15 protein-coding genes are annotated in these 16545 nt (G+C 67.9%); 13 read left to right on the top strand and 2 right to left on the bottom strand.

What is annotated here, in order from left to right; translation table 11 throughout:
* Positions 1 to 125: 125 nt before the first annotated feature.
* On the bottom strand, positions 126 to 2183 hold the full coding sequence (locus tag KXV01_RS01365; protein ID WP_099494776.1) for a bifunctional diguanylate cyclase/phosphodiesterase: 2058 nt from the start codon (positions 2181 to 2183) through the stop codon (positions 126 to 128).
* Between the two features lie 150 nt (positions 2184 to 2333).
* On the opposite strand from KXV01_RS01365, the gene radA reads away from it, so the two are divergent.
* From radA to KXV01_RS01385, 4 genes are all read left to right on the top strand, one after another.
* A complete protein-coding gene (radA, locus tag KXV01_RS01370; protein ID WP_049417334.1) occupies positions 2334 to 3710 on the top strand; it encodes a DNA repair protein RadA in 1377 nt (458 codons plus the stop codon).
* 112 nt (positions 3711 to 3822) lie between these two features.
* The gene (locus tag KXV01_RS01375) at positions 3823 to 5679 is read left to right on the top strand and encodes an ATP-binding protein (protein WP_099494777.1); all 1857 of its coding nucleotides are present in this window, start codon (positions 3823 to 3825) and stop codon (positions 5677 to 5679) included.
* Between the two features lie 49 nt (positions 5680 to 5728).
* Positions 5729 to 8035, top strand: a complete 2307-nt coding sequence (locus KXV01_RS01380) for a tetratricopeptide repeat protein (protein WP_049417337.1) — start codon at positions 5729 to 5731, stop codon at positions 8033 to 8035.
* A gap of 92 nt (positions 8036 to 8127) precedes the next feature.
* A complete protein-coding gene (locus tag KXV01_RS01385) occupies positions 8128 to 8592 on the top strand; it encodes a hypothetical protein (protein ID WP_099494778.1) in 465 nt (154 codons plus the stop codon).
* Between the two features lie 98 nt (positions 8593 to 8690).
* On the opposite strand, the gene ccsA is transcribed toward KXV01_RS01385, so the two are convergent.
* Entirely contained in the window at positions 8691 to 9485 is a 795-nt protein-coding gene (gene ccsA / locus KXV01_RS01390) for a cytochrome c biogenesis protein CcsA (RefSeq protein ID WP_049417340.1), read from the bottom strand.
* A 122-nt stretch (positions 9486 to 9607) separates the two neighbouring features.
* On the opposite strand from ccsA, the gene ffh reads away from it, so the two are divergent.
* From ffh to KXV01_RS01435, 9 genes are all read left to right on the top strand, one after another.
* Positions 9608 to 10984: a signal recognition particle protein gene (gene ffh, locus KXV01_RS01395; RefSeq protein WP_014036403.1), complete on the top strand. Its 1377-nt coding sequence runs from the start codon at positions 9608 to 9610 to the stop codon at positions 10982 to 10984.
* A 131-nt stretch (positions 10985 to 11115) separates the two neighbouring features.
* Positions 11116 to 12192: a nitronate monooxygenase gene (locus tag KXV01_RS01400; RefSeq protein WP_262223711.1), complete on the top strand. Its 1077-nt coding sequence runs from the start codon at positions 11116 to 11118 to the stop codon at positions 12190 to 12192.
* Positions 12189 to 12971: an aminotransferase class IV family protein gene (locus KXV01_RS01405; RefSeq protein WP_099494780.1), complete on the top strand. Its 783-nt coding sequence runs from the start codon at positions 12189 to 12191 to the stop codon at positions 12969 to 12971. Before KXV01_RS01400 ends, KXV01_RS01405 begins: the two co-directional genes overlap by 4 nt.
* A 127-nt stretch (positions 12972 to 13098) precedes the next feature.
* Complete coding sequence (locus KXV01_RS01410; RefSeq protein WP_099494781.1) at positions 13099 to 13701, top strand: suppressor of fused domain protein; 603 nt, start codon at positions 13099 to 13101, stop codon at positions 13699 to 13701.
* A gap of 185 nt (positions 13702 to 13886) precedes the next feature.
* Complete coding sequence (gene rpsP / locus KXV01_RS01415) at positions 13887 to 14147, top strand: 30S ribosomal protein S16 (protein ID WP_005415733.1); 261 nt, start codon at positions 13887 to 13889, stop codon at positions 14145 to 14147.
* Between the two features lie 44 nt (positions 14148 to 14191).
* Complete coding sequence (rimM, locus tag KXV01_RS01420) at positions 14192 to 14704, top strand: ribosome maturation factor RimM (protein ID WP_099494782.1); 513 nt, start codon at positions 14192 to 14194, stop codon at positions 14702 to 14704.
* Positions 14705 to 14712: 8 nt separating this feature from the next.
* Positions 14713 to 15471: a tRNA (guanosine(37)-N1)-methyltransferase TrmD gene (gene trmD / locus KXV01_RS01425; RefSeq protein WP_099494807.1), complete on the top strand. Its 759-nt coding sequence runs from the start codon at positions 14713 to 14715 to the stop codon at positions 15469 to 15471.
* A gap of 154 nt (positions 15472 to 15625) precedes the next feature.
* The gene (gene rplS / locus KXV01_RS01430) at positions 15626 to 16027 is read left to right on the top strand and encodes a 50S ribosomal protein L19 (protein WP_005415736.1); all 402 of its coding nucleotides are present in this window, start codon (positions 15626 to 15628) and stop codon (positions 16025 to 16027) included.
* 82 nt (positions 16028 to 16109) lie between these two features.
* The gene (locus KXV01_RS01435; RefSeq protein ID WP_049417408.1) at positions 16110 to 16490 is read left to right on the top strand and encodes a DUF6404 family protein; all 381 of its coding nucleotides are present in this window, start codon (positions 16110 to 16112) and stop codon (positions 16488 to 16490) included.
* Positions 16491 to 16545 lie beyond the last annotated feature (55 nt).

Below are 16545 nucleotides of genomic sequence, written 5' to 3' on the forward strand. Positions count from 1 at the left end.
CCCTCGGGCGGCCTTTCTGTTTCCCGTTGTCCGGTGGTGCCGGCCGCTGGCCGGCAATCGCGGGAAGCCGGCCAGCGGCCGGCTCTACCCGTGGTTCCACCTCGTGCGTGGATGAGCCGCGCGCCTCACCCTACGCGGCGCAGGAACTCTTCGGCCTCCATCGGCCGGCCCAGATGGTAGCCCTGCAGCTGGTCGCAGCCGAGCTCGCTCAGGTACTCGCGCTGCGCCTGGGTCTCCACGCCTTCGGCCACCACCTGCAGCTGCAGGGTGCGGCCCAGCGCGATGATCGACGAGACGATGGCGGCGTCCTCGTCATTGCGCTCCAGGTCGTGCACGAACGCACGGTCGATCTTCAGTTCGGTGGCCGGCATCCGCTTGAGGTACAGCAGGCTGGAATAGCCGGTACCGAAATCATCGATGGCGATGTGCACGCCCATGGCGGTCAGGTCGCTGAGGATCGCCAAGCTGGCATCGACGTCCTTCATCGCCGTGGTCTCGGTGATCTCCAGGGTCAGCCGTGCCGGTTCGATCCGGTGCCGCTCCAGCACCTCGCGCACGCTGTGCAGCAGTGCCGGCGAGGCGAACTGCAGCGGCGACAGGTTCACCGCCATTGTCCATTCCGCGTGCCCGGCATCGTGCCATGCCCGCAGCTGCGCGCAGGCCTGGTCCAGTACCCAGTCACCGATCGGCAGGATCAGGCCGCTGCGTTCGGCGATCGGAATGAACACATCCGGCGCCAGCAGCCCCAGCTCCGGGTGCTGCCAGCGCAGCAGCGCCTCGGCGCCGGTGGCCGGTGCGCCCGCGGCCGGAAATTTGGGCTGGTAATGCAGGATCAGTTCGTTGCGGGCGATGGCCTTGCGCAGGTCCTGCAGCAGGCGCAGCTGGCGATTGGCACTGAGCTGCATCGAGGGAGTGAAGAAGGTATAGCCGTTCCGCCCGGTTTCCTTGGTGTGGTACATCGCCGCATCGGCGTGCGCCATCAGTTCGCGCTCATTGCTGGCGTCGTCCGGGTACAGGGCGATGCCCAGGCTGGCGCTGACCTGCAGTTCGGCCGCATCCAGCGTGAACGGCTCACCGGCGGCGGCAATGATGCGCTCGGCTACCACCACCGCATCGTCGGGAATATCGATGGCCAGCACGATCACGAACTCGTCGCCGCCGAGGCGGGCGAACGTGTCCTGCGGCCGCAGCAGGCCGCCGATGCGCTGCGCCACCGCCACCAGCAGCCGGTCGCCAAGCTGGTGGCCATAGGCATCATTGACCGCCTTGAAGCCATCCAGGTCGCAGAACATCACCGCCACCGCATGATTGCGGCGCCGCGCCTTCTCGATGGCCTGCTCGATGCGGTCCTGCAGCAGCATGCGGTTGGGCAGCTGGGTCAACGGGTCGTGCAGTGCCGCCTGGATCAGCTTGTCGTTGGCGTGCGCCAGCGAATCGGCCAGCAGCCCGGTGCGCACGCGCATCTGCCGGTCGAACAGCGAGGCCACCAGGGCGATGCCCAGCGTGGCCACGGTGGTGACGATCACCAGCACCGCCAGCCAGCGCGTGTCGATGCCGCCACTGCCAACGGCGCCACAGATGCTGCCTTCGGGGAAGCGCGCCGCGGCCATGCCGGTGTAATGCATGCCGACGATGGCCAGGCCCATCACCAGCGATGCGAGCGCGCGCAGGAGGAGGGTGTGGCGCTGCTCGGCGCGCAGGCGGAAGGCGATCCACAGGGCGGCGCCAGCGGCGCCGATGGCCACCGCGATGGAGGCGGCAAACCAGCCCGGGTGGTAGTCGATACCGGGCTGCATGCGCATCGCAGCCATGCCCAGGTAGTGCATGGTGGCGATGCCCAGGCCCATCAGCACGGCCCCGGCCAGCAGCCGGCGCCATGGCAGGCTGGGGCGCGATACCAGCCACAGCGCATAGGCGGACACACCGATCGAGACCGCCAGCGAGTACAGGGTGATGCCGAGGTCATAGCCCACCGGGATCGGCAGGTCGAAGGCGAGCATGCCGATGAAGTGCATCGACCAGATGCCCAGGCCCATGGCCGCCGCGCCGCCGGCCAGCCACCAGCGGGCCACGCGGCCCTCGGCGGTGGCCAGGCGGCCGGCCATGTCCAGCGCCGTGTACGAAGCAAGAATGGCCACCAGCAGGGAGATGGTGACCAGGCTCTGACTGTAACTGCCAGTCATGTTGAATCCAGTGGGGGAGGAAGGGAGCGCCCGCAAGGCGCACGCCCGCGACCCCTATCGGCGCGGGTGGGCAGGACTTGAGCGGTCGCAGCAGCTGCGACCCGGCTCGGCTATCCTGCCACGCCTGTTCCCGTTGCTGGAAATCATCCGATGGCCAAAGCCCGCACCGCCTACGTCTGCAATGAATGCGGCGCCGAATTCAGCAAATGGCAGGGCCAGTGCACCGAGTGCAACGCCTGGAACTCGCTGTCGGAAATCGTGCTGGAGAGCGCGGCGGCTGCCAAGGCACCGGCTTCGCGGCGGGCGGGCTGGGCCGGCAAGATCGATCCGCCGAAGATCACCGCGCTGAAAGACGTGGAGCAGACCGAGCACCGGCGGGTCACGACCGGCATCGGCGAGTTCGACCGCGTGCTGGGTGGTGGCCTGGTCGAAGGCGCGGTGGTGCTGGTGGGCGGCGACCCGGGCATCGGCAAGTCGACGCTGCTGCTGCAGGCGGTGGCGAAGATGGCGGCCGAACTGCCGGTGCTCTACGTCACCGGTGAAGAGTCGCTGGCGCAGGTCGCCGGCCGCGCGCACCGCCTGGAACTGCCGCTGGATGGGGTCAATGCACTGGCCGAGACCGGGGTCGAGTCGATCCTGCAGCATGCGTCCAGGGCCGGCCCGCGGCTGATCGTGGCCGACTCGGTGCAGACCCTGTGGACGGAGAGCCTGACCGCCGCGCCCGGTTCGGTCAGCCAGGTGCGCGAGAGCGCGGCGCGGCTGGTGCGCTTTGCCAAGGAAACCGGCACTGCCGTGTTCCTGGTCGGCCATGTGACCAAGGAGGGCGGCATCGCCGGCCCGCGCGTGCTGGAACACATGGTGGACGCGGTGCTGTACTTCGAGGGCGAGAGCGGCAGCCGCTTCCGCCTGTTGCGCGCGTTCAAGAACCGCTTCGGTGCGGTCAACGAGCTGGGCGTGTTCGCGATGGGCGACAAGGGCCTGAAGGAAGTCTCCAACCCCTCGGCGATCTTCCTCTCCGGCGGCAGCACCCATCAGCCGGGCAGCTGCGTGATGGTCACCCGCGAGGGCACGCGGCCGCTGCTGGTGGAGGTGCAGGCGCTGGTCGATGCATCACCGCTGTCGAACCCGCGCCGTGTCGCGGTCGGCCTGGAGCAGAACCGCCTGGCGATGCTGCTGGCGGTGCTGCATCGCCATGGCGGCGTACTGGTCGGCGACCAGGACGTGTTCGTCAATGTGGTCGGTGGCATCCGCGTGCAGGAGACCGCCGCCGATCTGCCGGTGCTGCTGGCGGTGCTGTCGTCGCTGCAGGACCGGCCGCTGGCGGAGAAGACCATCGCCTTCGGCGAGGTGGGCCTGTCCGGCGAGATCCGCCCGGTGCCCAACGGCGAGGACCGCCTGCGCGAGGCCGCCACCCATGGCTTCAAGCGCGCCATCGTGCCCAAGGCCAATGCGCCCAAGAGCGGTTCGGTGAAAGGCATGGAGGTGATCGCGGTGGAGCGCCTGTCCGAGGCCATCGACGCGGCGTGATGCCGTCTCTACAAACGTCAATCACGGCAACGGTCAGCTTCCTTGTGCTAGTTTTTCCCGCTCGACGAAGACGCCCTCTGGCGTCTTTCCGTGCCCAGGAGTAAACGATTACATGCAGGACACCGCACTCACCGCCCCCAACGCCGAGATCCGTCGTGCCGGGGTCGATCTCAATGGACTGATGACGGTGCTGGGCAAGCACCTGTATTCCACCCCGGTGGTGGCGCTGCGTGAGCTGGTGCAGAACGCGCATGACTCGATCATCCGCCGCCGCATCGAGCAGCCCGGCGTTGACGTGCCTTCGCGCATTTCGGTGCAGGTTGATGCCGGTGCCGGCGTGCTGCGCATCACCGATACCGGTGCCGGCCTGACCCGCCAGGAGATCCACGATTACCTGGCCACCGTCGGCGTCGGCTATACCCGTGGCCTGCGCCAGGGCGGCGAGGACGATGAGGGCCTGATCGGCATGTTCGGCCTCGGCTTCCTGTCGGCCTTCGTGCTGGCGCGCCGGGTCAGCGTGCGCACCACCTCGTACCAGACCCCGGACCTGGGCCATCTGTACGTATCCAGCAACGCCGAGCAGTACACCGTCAGCGAAGTGCCGGCACGTGCGGTCGGCACCGAGGTGGAGCTGGAGCTGCATCCTGATTTCCTGCCGCTGGCCAACGAGGCGCGCCTGCACGAGGTGCTGGGCCGCTACTGCGCGCTGCTGTCCGAGCCGATCTTCATTGGTGCTGCGACCGAGGCGATCAATCCCGAGCCGCCACCGTGGCGCGGCCAGGGGGATGTCGCCATGCATCCGGTGCAGGCCCGCCGCCAGGCGCTGCAGTTCGCGGCGCGGTTCGAGCATGATTTCGAGCCGATCGTCACCGTGCCGTTGCGTGCCGATGGCAACAGCGATGCCACCGGCCTGTTGTGGGTCCAGGACGGCGCCACCTATGGCACCAGCGACAACCGCAACCTGTCGGTGTTCGTGCGCGGCATGCTGCTGGATGACGACGCGCGCGACCTGCTGCCGCCGTGGGCCGGTTTCATCGGCGGGGTGATCGAATCCTCGCGGTTGACGCCCACCGCCAGCCGCGAAGACCTGCAGCGCGATGACCAGTACCGCGCGGTGCAGCATGCACTGCTGGAGGCGCTGATCGACGGCCTGGCCGACGTTGCGAAGCAGCAACCGGAAGCCTGGCGGCGCGTGCTGACCCGCCACAACGAGGCCCTGCTGGGTGCGTCGCTGTGCGATGAGCGCCTGTTCGACCTGTTGCTGGAGCACGTGCGCGTGCCGACTTCGCAGGGCGACCTGCCGGCCAGTGCGCTGCCGGCGCGTGGTGCCGTGCATGTCATCCTCGACAACGGCGGTGGCTTTGAAGAGATGCTGTTCCGCGCGATGGGCGTACCGGTCGCGCATGGCCATCGCTATGCGGTGGTGCCGTTCCTGCGGCGCTGGGCGCAGGCCAAGGGCCTGCGCCTGGTCGAGCTGGGTACCGAACAGGGCAACCGCGCACTGTTCCGCAGTGATGACAGCCTCGACGAGGCGCAGCTGGCGTGGCTGCGCGAACAACTGGGCGACGGCGAGCAGCTGCTGCCCGCGCGTTTCAGCCCGGAGGCGCTGCCGGTGGTGGTGGTGCCCGACCGCGAGGCCGAGCTGAAGCAGCGGCTGGAAGACGACGAGAACGACAAGCGCGTCTCGATGGCCGCGCTGCGCCTGGCGCGCCAGTTCACCGCGCGCATCGAATCGCGCGCACCGTCGCGGCTGTATCTCAATCTCGACAACCCGGCGGTGCAGGCACTGCTGCGCGCCCAGCGCGAGGGCCACCCACAGGCCGAGGCTGCGGCGCGCCTGCTGCGCTCGCTGAAAATCATCGTCGCCGCGCAGGGCCGCCCGCTGGCACGCACGAACGCTACGCCCGGCCCGGATCTCAACGGCGCCTTCACCGACATCGCCGGCGCCCTGCAGCAGATGCTGCGCTGAGCACCGCACCTTCTCATCCAGCCTTCGCTAGACAGGAGCAATTACCCCCATGGACATCTGGAACTGGGTCGAAAAGCTGCAGGGTGACCTGCGCCAGGCCGGCCAGGCGCAGAACGCGCACCTGCTGAACCGTCTCGCCGACGAGGTCAGTGAACTGCAGATCGACCGCGTCGATGCGCTGCTGCCCGAGGCGCGTGCGCTGGGCAAGGCGCTGGACAACCCGTGGGTCGACGTCTATGTCGGCCACTGGGCGCTGCGCAACCGCGTCGGCAACCGCGTGGAAGGCGAGAGCGCACTCGGCGAAGCCGTAGCGCTGTTTGAACGGGCACATCGCGAGGACACGCTGGAGTGCCCGCAGTCGATCTGCGTGACCCAGGACCTGGCGGCCTGCTACGGCAACATCGATGGCCCGGGCTGGGTGCCCGAGCGCATCGAGGTGTGCGACGAAACGCTGGGCCGCATCGATCCGAGCTGGGCCTGTTTCCAGTGCCTGAGCTGCGAGAAGGCCGATGCACTGCTCGATGATGGCCGTGGCCAGGAGGCGCTGGATTACCTGCAGGTGCAGGCCGATGCCGTGGAAGCCTGTGGCAAGGAAGTGTTCGACAGCTTCCCCGAGATGCAGATCAAGATCCTGCTCGCTGTCGGCCGCGCCGACGAGGCACTGGCGCTGATCGAGAAGCGCGAGGCCGAGGTGGCAGCCTCCGGGGAGTACGAACCGGCCAACTGCACGGTGCCGCGTCGCTTGTCCAAGGCCTGGGCGCTGGCCCAGCTGGGCCGCGACGAAGAGGCGCTGCAGCAGCTGGTGCCGTGGAGCGAGCTGACCCCGAACTACTGGCGGCTGTGGGCAAACACCGCCGCAGCACTGTGCCAGCGTGATCCCGCGCGAAACACGTGGGATCTGGGCACGCGCTTCAACACCATCATCGAGCACTTCGCACGGGTCGGTTCGCACCGCCTGCTGATCGAAGTCGCGGCGCTGAGCCTGGAACTCGCCCTGCAGCGCGGTGCGCGCTGGGTGGCGCTGCGCCAGCTGGAGCTGGCGCGTACCCATCTGGCGCAACTGCGCCAGGACCGTGGTGCCGCGGCCTTGGTGGCCGGCCTGGCCGCGCGCATCGAGGCATTGCCGGACGTCGCGCCACTGCCGGTGCCGGCGGGCGAGCTGCTGGCATGGCTGGACGCGCAGGGCGAGCAGAACCAGTCGCGCGATCCCGAGCGCGAAGCGCAGTGGTTGCTGCAGGCGCATGCCGGGCTGCCCGACGACGAGGCGCTGGCCGACATGGCCGCCTCGGCACTGAATGCCTGCGGCGCGCAGGCCGAGGCGCGGTCGCTGCTGTGGCGGTTCGTACGCGGCCATGCGCAGCACGATGGCCCCGCGGCCTACACGCTGATGCGCTGGCTGGCCGAACAGGGCGACGACGACGGACTGCGCCAGCTGGCCGATCTCTATCGCGGCAGCGTGCCGGTGTTCGCGCACTGGTGCGAGGTGCAGCGTGCACGCCGCGTGTCCGACTGGCCTGCGCTGGAGCAGGCGGCCCGATCGCTTCTGGAGCTGTCTCCGGGTTCGCACGGCGCGCGCGGCACGCTGGCGCGCATGTACATGGAAACCGGCCGTTTCAGCGAGGCCCAGGCCTGTTATGCACAGCTGGTGGAGCTGCTGGAGGAGCCCAACGCCGCGCATTGGGACCACATGAGTGCAGCCAGCGCGGCGCGCGACTGGGACGCCGTGCGCCGCTCGGCGGCGGCGCTTGGCATGGAATTGTCCAGCCAGGACGGCGTGGTCGAAGAGCCGTGGGGCTGGGTGATCATCCGCAGTGAAGAAAACGGCGAGCCGATGGAGTACTACGCCCGTCGCAGCGGTCCGGTGACCGCGCGCATCGTCGAGAACGCGCCGTCCAACCGCGCCCAGCAGGTGGGCGACTGGGTGGTGTTCGATGCCGCGCTGGTGCATCCGGCACCCGAGGAGGAGGAAGCACGCGAGCATTTCATCCCGACCTATGCGCAGGTGCATGTGCTGGAGCGCGGCGGCTTCGCCCGCAGCTGGATGATCGATGGCGCGCACCCGGGCGAAGAGGCCTGGAATGCCTTCGTCGAGGCGGCCGAAGCACAGGGTTGGAAAGTGTGGTCGCACAGCCGCCCGGACTACACCGTCACCGACCCCGATGTGGAAGAGGGTACGCTGCCCGGCCTGCTGTTCACCGTCGCCCAGCCGCAGGACCATGCGCCGCTGGCGCTGCACCGCTTCCTGCAGCAGCACACCGCGACGTGGCCGCATCCGCATTGCTGGCTGCGCCTGGCTGAAGCCTGTGACCAGGATCGCCAGCCGCATCTGGACGTGATCGAGCGTTACGGGTTGTAGGCCGGATATCGGGTAGTGCCGGCCGCTGGCCGGCAGCACCGGGATATCCTGTATTGCCGGCCAGCGGCCGGCACCACCTCAGGGAAAAATACGTGCGAAAGACAGGGATGTTGGTGATCGCCGGGGTGCTGCTGGCCCCCACCGTGCAGGCCGCACCGGCCTGTGCAGAACCCATGGCCATTGCCCGCGCCTTCTACGAGGCAACAACGGGCGATGGCGATCTGCTGGAGCCACCACCGGCGCTGGTCAGCCCTGCCTTCGGCAAGGCACTGCGTGGAGAGCGCGCGTGCCAGCAGCGCGAAGAGGGCATTTGCACGATCGATTCCGACCCATGGCTGGATGCGCAGGACGGTGACATCGAAACCCCGGTGCGCTACAGCTGGAAGGAGGCTTCGGCCTCCGCCGGCCAGGTCGAGATGCGCTATTCGGTGTGGAAGAAGGCCTACCTGACCCGCCTGCCGATGGTGCGCCAGGGGCAGGGGTGCTGGCAGGTCGATGACATCCTCACCAACAGCGGTCGCTCGGTGCGGACGATCCTGGCGCAGTCGATTCCCTGATCGGCGGCAGCGTCCGCGCATGGTGCGGTTCAGTTGCCGGCCAGCGGCCGGCACTACCGGGCCGTTACGGTGGGTGCCGACCGTTGGTCGGCACGCCTTTATCGCGAATGCCCGAACACCAGTTCGATCACGAACTGGCTGCCGAAGAAGGCCAGCAGCAGCAACAGCATCGCCGCCAGCGTCCAGTGCACCGCCTTCATGCCGCGCCAGCCGTAGCGCCGGCGGCCGATCAGCAGCACGCCGAACACGATCCACGACAGCACGCTCAGCACGGTCTTGTGCACCAGCTTCTGCGCCAGCAGGTCGTCGACGAACAGCACGCCGGTGACCAGGGTCAGGGTCAGCAGCGCGAAGCCGACCGTGATCACCCGGAACAGCAGTGATTCCAGGTCGGCCAGCGGCGGCAGCGCGCGCAGCCAAGGGCGGAACTCGCGGCGGCGCAGTGCGCGTTCCTGCAGCCACAGCATGATCGCCAGCAGCGCGGCGATGCTCAGCGTGGCGTACGCCAGCAGGGCCAGCCAGGCGTGGCTGGCCAGGCGCCAGCCCAGCACCTTGCTCGGTTCGTGGCCGTAACCGTGGTAGGCCAGCAGCAGCACGGCGGCCAGCGGGAACACCACCACGCCCAGCGCCGACATCCGCCCGCGCGCGCCGACCAGCGAAGTCAGCCAGGCCATGCCCAGGCCGACCAGCGACAGTGCGGCGAAGAAGTGCATGTCCGGCCCGCCGTCGGTGCGCATCGCCACCATCACGTGGTAGCCGCCGTGCAGCAGCATGGCGGGCAGGGCCGGCCACAGCCAGATGGGTGAGCCGGTCGTCTCATCGCGGCCAAGCGCGCGCACCAGCAGGGCACTGGCAGCCAGGTAGAGCAGGACGGCGATGAGAACGATTGTCATCGTTGCAGTTTCGCATACCCCCGTGATGCTGGCGACGGCCCCGTGGCCGCAGTCCGGGGAGACAGCCGGACCCGTTATACTGTGTGCCTTATTGTCCCCCGCTTTCAGACAGGTTGCGCCGCATGTTCGAGTCCCTGACCCAGCGCCTTTCCGGCACCATCGAGCGCCTGCGTGGCCGCGGCCGCCTGACCGAGGAGAACATCCGCGAGGCGACCCGCGAAGTGCGCATCGCGCTGCTCGAAGCCGACGTCGCGCTGCCGGTGGTGCAGGCCCTGATCGAGCGCATCAAGGTGCGCGCGGTCGGCCAGGAAGTGCTGAAGTCGCTGACCCCGGGCCAGGCGCTGATCAAGGTCGTGCGCGACGAGCTGACTGCGGTGATGGGTGCCGAGGCCAGCGACCTGAACCTCAATGTGCCTGCTCCGGCCATCATCCTGATGGCGGGCCTGCAGGGCGCCGGCAAGACCACCACGGTGGGCAAGCTGGCCAAGCACCTGAAGGAAAAACGCAAGAAGAAGGTGATGGTGGTCTCGGCCGACGTCTACCGTCCGGCCGCGATCGAGCAGCTGAAGACCCTGGCCGAGCAGGTGGGCGTGCTGTTCTTCCCGTCCAGCGCCGACCAGAAGCCGGAGGCCATCGTCCGCGCCGCCATCGACGATGCACGCAAGTCGTTCGTCGACGTGCTGCTGGTCGATACCGCCGGCCGCCTGGCCATCGACGAAGCGATGATGGCCGAGATCAAGGCCCTGCACGCGGCGGTGAACCCGGCCGAAACCCTGTTCGTGGTCGACGCCATGACCGGCCAGGACGCGGCCAATACCGCCAAGGCCTTCGGCGACGCCCTGCCGCTGACTGGCGTGGTGCTGACCAAGACCGACGGTGACGCCCGTGGCGGTGCCGCACTGAGCGTGCGCTACATCACCGGCAAGCCGATCAAGTTTGTCGGCGTCAGCGAAAAGCCGGAAGGCCTGGACGTGTTCCACCCGGACCGTATCGCCAGCCGCATCCTCGACATGGGCGACGTGCTGTCGCTGGTCGAGCAGGTCGAGCAGCAGGTCGACAAGGACAAGGCCGCCAAGCTGGCCGAGAAGGTCGCCAAGGGCAAGAAGTTCGACCTGAACGACATGCGTGACCAGCTCGAGCAGATGCAGAACATGGGCGGCATCGGCGGCCTGATGGACAAGCTGCCGGGCCTGGGCAACATCCCCGACCATCTGAAGCAGCAGGTCAGCCAGGGCAAGGAAGTGCCGCGCATGATCGCCATCATCGGCTCGATGACCAAGAAGGAACGGCGCAATCCGAACCTGCTCAACGGCTCGCGCCGCGCGCGCATCGCCAAGGGCTCGGGCGTGACGCCGGCCGACGTCAACAAGCTGATGAAGCAGTACATGCAGATGGAAAAGATGATGAGCAAGATGGCCGGCGGTGGCATGAAGGGCATGTTGCGCAGCATGAAGGGCATGATGGGCGCCATGGGCGGCCGCGGCATGCCGTTCCGTTGATGCGTTGATGCGTGGGCGCGCGCTGTGGTCGGCGCGGCCTGCGTAGCGTCGAGCGCGGTGCAGTCGAGCAAGCTCGACTCTACCCCCGTCCTGCGCGCACCATGGGGGCCTGTCCGAAACGATGGGCCGTCATGCAGAGTTCCGCTGTCACTTCCCGCGCCGAGGCGTTCTGCCGGCGCTTTGGCGTATCCGTTCCGATCCTGCTGGCACCGATGGCCGGTGCCTGTCCGGTGCCGTTGTCGGCCGCGCTGGCCAACGCCGGCAGCATGGGCGCGATGGGCGCGGTGTTGTCCTCTTCGGCCGATATCGGTCGCTGGATGGACGAATTCCGCGCCGCTTCGACCGGCCCGGCCCAGGTGAACCTGTGGGTGCCCGATCCTGCGCCGACCCGTGATGTGGCCGCCGAGGCCGCCAGCCGCGCTTTCCTCGCGCAGTGGGGCCCGGACGTGCCGGCCAGCGCCGCCGACGCCACGCCCGCCGACTTCGAAGAACAGTTCGCCGCGCTGCTGGCGGCGCGTCCTGCGGTGGCGTCGACCATCATGGGCGTGCTGTTGCCGCATCACGTGCAGCAGCTGAAGGACGCCGGCATCGCCTGGATCGCCTGTGCCACCACTTTGTCCGAAGCGCGCGCGGCACAGGACGCTGGTGCCGATGCGGTGGTGGCACAGGGCGCCGAGGCCGGTGGCCACCGCGGCGCGTTCGATCCGGCGATGGCCGAGCGCCAGCTGGTCGGGCTGTTCGCGCTGTTGCCGCGCCTGGCCGATCACCTGCAGATTCCGGTGATCGCTGCCGGTGGCATCGCCGATGGTCGTGGCATTGCTGCCGCACTCACCCTGGGGGCAAGCGCCGTCCAGATCGGCACCGCCTTCCTGCGCACGCCGGAAGCGGCGATCGCTTCGGCGTGGGCCGATGGGCTGGCCGCCAGCGAACCGGAAGATACCTGGCCGACCCGCGCCTTCAGTGGTCGCCTGGGCCGTGGCCTGGCCACCGCGTATGTGCGCGCCGCCGCCGCAGATGGGGCGCCTGCGCCGCGTCCGTACCCGGTGCAGCGCGGCCTGACAGCCCCGATGCGCAGGCAGGCGGCGCAGGAAAATCGTCTGGCGGCGATGCAGGCCTGGGCCGGGCAGTCGGCGTGGATGGCGCCGGCGCAGCCGGCCGCCGACGTGCTGCGCGGCATGTGGGAGCAGGCGCAGGCATTGCTGCGATGACGCTGACCTGCAACGGCCTGCCGGCACAGGTGGAAGACCTGCTGCCGGCGCTGGTGAACTATGGCCACTTCACTTCGCTGCAGGTGCGCGATCACGCCGTGCAGGGCTTGGACCTGCATCTGGCGCGGCTGTCACAGGCGACGCGCGAACTGTTCGGCAGCGAACTGGACACGGTGCAGGTGCAGGCATGGATGGCGCAGGCATTGCAGCAGTCAGGGCAGGCCGATGCCTCGCTGCGGGTGACCGTGTACTCGCGCCGCTTCGATTTCCGCAATCCGCTGGCGGCGGTGCCGGTGGACGTGCTGGTGGCGGTGTCCGCGCCGGTGACGCTGACCGCCTCCAAGCGTGTGCGCAGCGTGGCCTGGCAGCGCGGGATGCCGCAGATCAAGCATGTGGGCACCTTCAGCCTGTTCGCCGAGCGTCGCGCGGCGATGGCGCAAGGATTCGACGATGTGCTGTTCGTCACCGCCGATGGCGACGTGAGTGAAGGCAGCACCTGGAATCTGGCCGTGCACGATGGTGAGCGGCTGCTCTGGCCACAGGCGCCGGCCCTGCGCGGTACCGCCGAAGCGCTGCTGAAGCGGCATTGGCCCGATGCGCAGTTGACGCGGCCGTTGGCGCTGGCTGAGCTGGGCAGTGTGAAGGCCGCTTTCGCCTGCAACGCCAGCGGCCTGTGGGCGCTGGAGGCCATTGACGGGCATATCCTGCCCGGCTCGCAGGCGCTGGCTGAACACGGCAGGGCGGTGCTGGCGGCGGTGGCGTGGCAGCCGCTTTCCTGAACGAGGCGCGTGGTTGCCGATCGCTGGGCATAGCCGGACGCTACCTTGAAGCGTTGCAGCCGGTAGCGCCGGGCCATGCCCGGCGAATGCGTCCGCAGCGAACAACACTCAGGAGTTCCAATCAGATATGGGTACGGTCACCGAGCAGCATCGCGCGGTAGCGATGCACGCAATCAAGGTCATGGGCGCTGAGGGGCGGCCCAAGGTCCAGGCCTTTCACGATGATCATCGCCTACGTTCGGTCGATATCCTCACGACGTTCAGCTCTCCGGAAGCAGGGCTGAAGTCCATCTCGTCCATCGGCCTATCGGATTCTGTGTTACGTCATGCGGAGGGGCACGAACTGGAAACGCGCGTCGAGCTGTGTGCGTGTGCAGAACAGGACGCGCTGCATTGGGACAACGTCGTCGCCTCGACGGCTTTCGCGATCATGCGCGATCGTGCGGCGGTGCAGCCTGGTAGCGTGATTCCCGACATCCTGCAGGACTACTTCCCGTCGACCCGGATGCCGCACGTCTATCTGGTGCCGCCCTTCTTCTGGAATGACGGCAGGTTCCCGGGGCTGCAGTTCCCGTCGGTGGCCATCAACTGGCTGCAGTGCATCGCCATCCACGAATCCGAGCGGCAACTTGTCGAGCGGATTGGCGGCGACGCATTTGACGACCTGCTGCAGCGGCACGAGGTAGATGTGCTGGACATGAATCGGGCGCCGGTAACTGGAGTGCTCTGACGCTATCGTCCCGGGAATCTTGGAGGGGTGGTCGGGGGTCGATCACTTTGCTGAACGAAAGTGGCGAGGCATAGCCCTGCGCTACCGTGAAGATGGATAAAGCCGGGGTTGGCCCGGCCGCGATCTGCCGCTATAATCGCCCGCTTACCTCGCCATCCTGGCGACTGGGCAATAGGAAAAACACCATGGTCAAGATTCGACTGACCCGCGGCGGCGCCAAGAAGCGTCCGTTCTACCACATCATCGTCACCGACGTGCGCAGCGCGCGCGACGGCCGCAACATCGAGCGCGTTGGCTTCTACAACCCGGTCGCCCAGGGCGCCGAGAAGCGCATCGAGCTGGACCTGGCCCGCGTTGACCATTGGGTCAAGAACGGCGCCCAGCCGACCGACAAGGTCCGCAACCTGATCAAGGAAGCGACCAAGTCCCAGGCCGCTGCGGCCTGATCCTGACGGGCCACGCTTCGGCGTGGCCCTCTTGGTTGAAGCAGATGAAAGATATCGAGCGCCGTATCCTGCTGGGCAGGGTTGTCGGCGCTTTTGGTGTGCGCGGCGAGATCAAGCTCGAGTCCTGGACCGAGCCACGATCCGCCATTTTCCGTTACCAGCCGTGGATCGTGCGCAGCCCGTCCGGCGTGGAAACCACGGTTGAAGGTGTACGCGGCCGCGACAGCGGCAAGCACCTGGTGGCCCGTTTTCCCGGGGTCGAGGATCGCGATGTGGTCGAAGCGATGCGCGGCACCGAGATCTACGTGGCCCGCAGCGCGTTGCCGCCGCCGAAGCCCGATGAATACTACTGGGTGGACCTGGAAGGCCTGGACGTGAAGACCACCGAGGGCGTTGCCCTGGGCCAGGTCTCGCATCTGTTCAGCACCGGCGCCAACGATGTGGTGGTGGTCCACGGTGACCGCGAGCGGATGATTCCGTTCGTGCAGCCGGACTTCGTCAAATCGGTCGATTTCGAGGCCAACCTGATCGTGGTCGACTGGGACCCCGAGTTCTGAGTGTGAGCATGCGTTTCGACGTCATCACCCTGTTTCCCGAGTTCCTCGCCCAGTCCGCTGGACTGGGCGTGGTCGGGCGTGCGCAGGAGAAGGGACTGTTCAGCCTGCATGGCTGGAACCCCCGTGACTACGCCGAAGGCAACTACCGCCGGGTGGACGACCGTCCGTTCGGTGGTGGCCCGGGCATGGTGATGCTGATCGAGCCGCTGCAGGCCTGCCTGCAGGCGATCCGTGAGGCCGATCCGACCCCAGCGCGGGTGATCTACCTCAGCCCGCAGGGGGCGCCGCTGACCCAGGCCAAGGTGCGGGAACTGGCGGCGCTGCCGCGCGTGGTCCTGCTCTGCGGCCGCTACGAGGGCATCGACGAGCGTTTCCTGGAGGCCAATGTCGACGAGGAGATCTCCCTCGGCGACTACGTGCTGTCCGGGGGTGAACTGGGCGCGGCGGTGATCATCGACGCTGTGGCCCGCCTGCAGGACGGTGCCCTGAACGACGCCGAATCGGCGGCGCAGGACAGCTTCGAGGGCGACCTCGGCCTGCTCGACTGCCCGCATTACAGCCAGCCGGCCCAGCATCCGCTGGGTGACGTGCCGGAGGTGCTGCGCTCGGGCAACCACGCGGCCATCGCCGCCTGGCGCCGCCAGCAATCGCTGCTCCGGACCGCCCAGCGGCGCCCGGACCTGCTGGATGAACAGGGACTGGGCAAGGCCGACCGCAAACTGCTGGAGCAGGGCCGCCAGGCGCAGAAATCCAAGGCCAGCCCCTAGCGCAGGGCTGGCTTTATCGGCTATCATGGCCAATTCCCGCCAGCCCCGGTTGGCGCGCGCAGTACCCAAAACAAACGTGCAGCACAGTCCGGTGACTGCATGAGCCCACGTTGTCGATACGACACGCCCACCCGAACAAGAATCGGTGTAACCCATGAGCAAGCTGAACAAGTCCATCGTCGCGGAATTCGAATCCGCCCAGATCACCCGTGAACTGCCGAAGTTCAGCCAGGGCGACACCGTTGTCGTCAACGTGAAGGTGAAGGAAGGCAGCCGCGAGCGCGTGCAGGCCTACGAAGGCGTCGTCATCGCCACCAAGAACGCCGGCCTGAACTCCTCGTTCACCGTCCGCAAGATCTCGCACGGCTATGGCGTCGAGCGCGTTTTCCAGACCCACAGCGCCATCATCGACTCGGTCGAAGTGAAGCGTCGTGGTAAGGTCCGCGCCGGCAAGCTGTACTACCTGCGTGGCCTGGAAGGCAAGGCTGCCCGCATCAAGGAAGACCTGGCTGCCGCTGCTGCCGCCAAGGCTGCCCGTCTGGCCGACAAGGCCTGATAAACAACTTCGGTTGTTGCCGCGACGGCCACCTTCGGGTGGCCGTTTGCGTTTCCGGCATCGCATCGGCCACGATCAGCTGATGAACGACATCAACCCGCGCTATCCCGCCGTGATCCAGTCGGCGCTGCGCTTTCTCGACGGCAAGGGGCTGGCGCGCGTGCAGTCGGCGCCGTTGCTGCACCGCCTGCTGTGGCGCGCGGGCATCGCGCTGCCACCACCGATCCTGGCTGGTTTTGGTACCAATGCGCTGGTGCAGGGCCTGCTGTTCGGGCTGTTCTGGACCGCGCTGATGTGGCTGATGCTGTGGCAGGGCAGCGAGCGCCCGCTGGCGCTGTTGCTGGTGGCCGGTCTGTTGGCTGGCGCGCTGTTCGGCATCGTGATGGCAGCGCTGATGCGCTCGCTGCGACGCCACCGCAAGCTGCCGGACTGGCGCCGGTTCCGCGCACGGCAGGCGGACTGAGCCGATGGCGCACTGCGCCGTGACCACCCGGCGGGCCTGCGCTAGGCTGCAGCTT

The sequence above is a fragment of the Stenotrophomonas sp. Ps181 genome (assembly GCF_025697425.1).
GTDB classification, from domain to species: Bacteria; Pseudomonadota; Gammaproteobacteria; order Xanthomonadales; family Xanthomonadaceae; genus Stenotrophomonas; species Stenotrophomonas sepilia.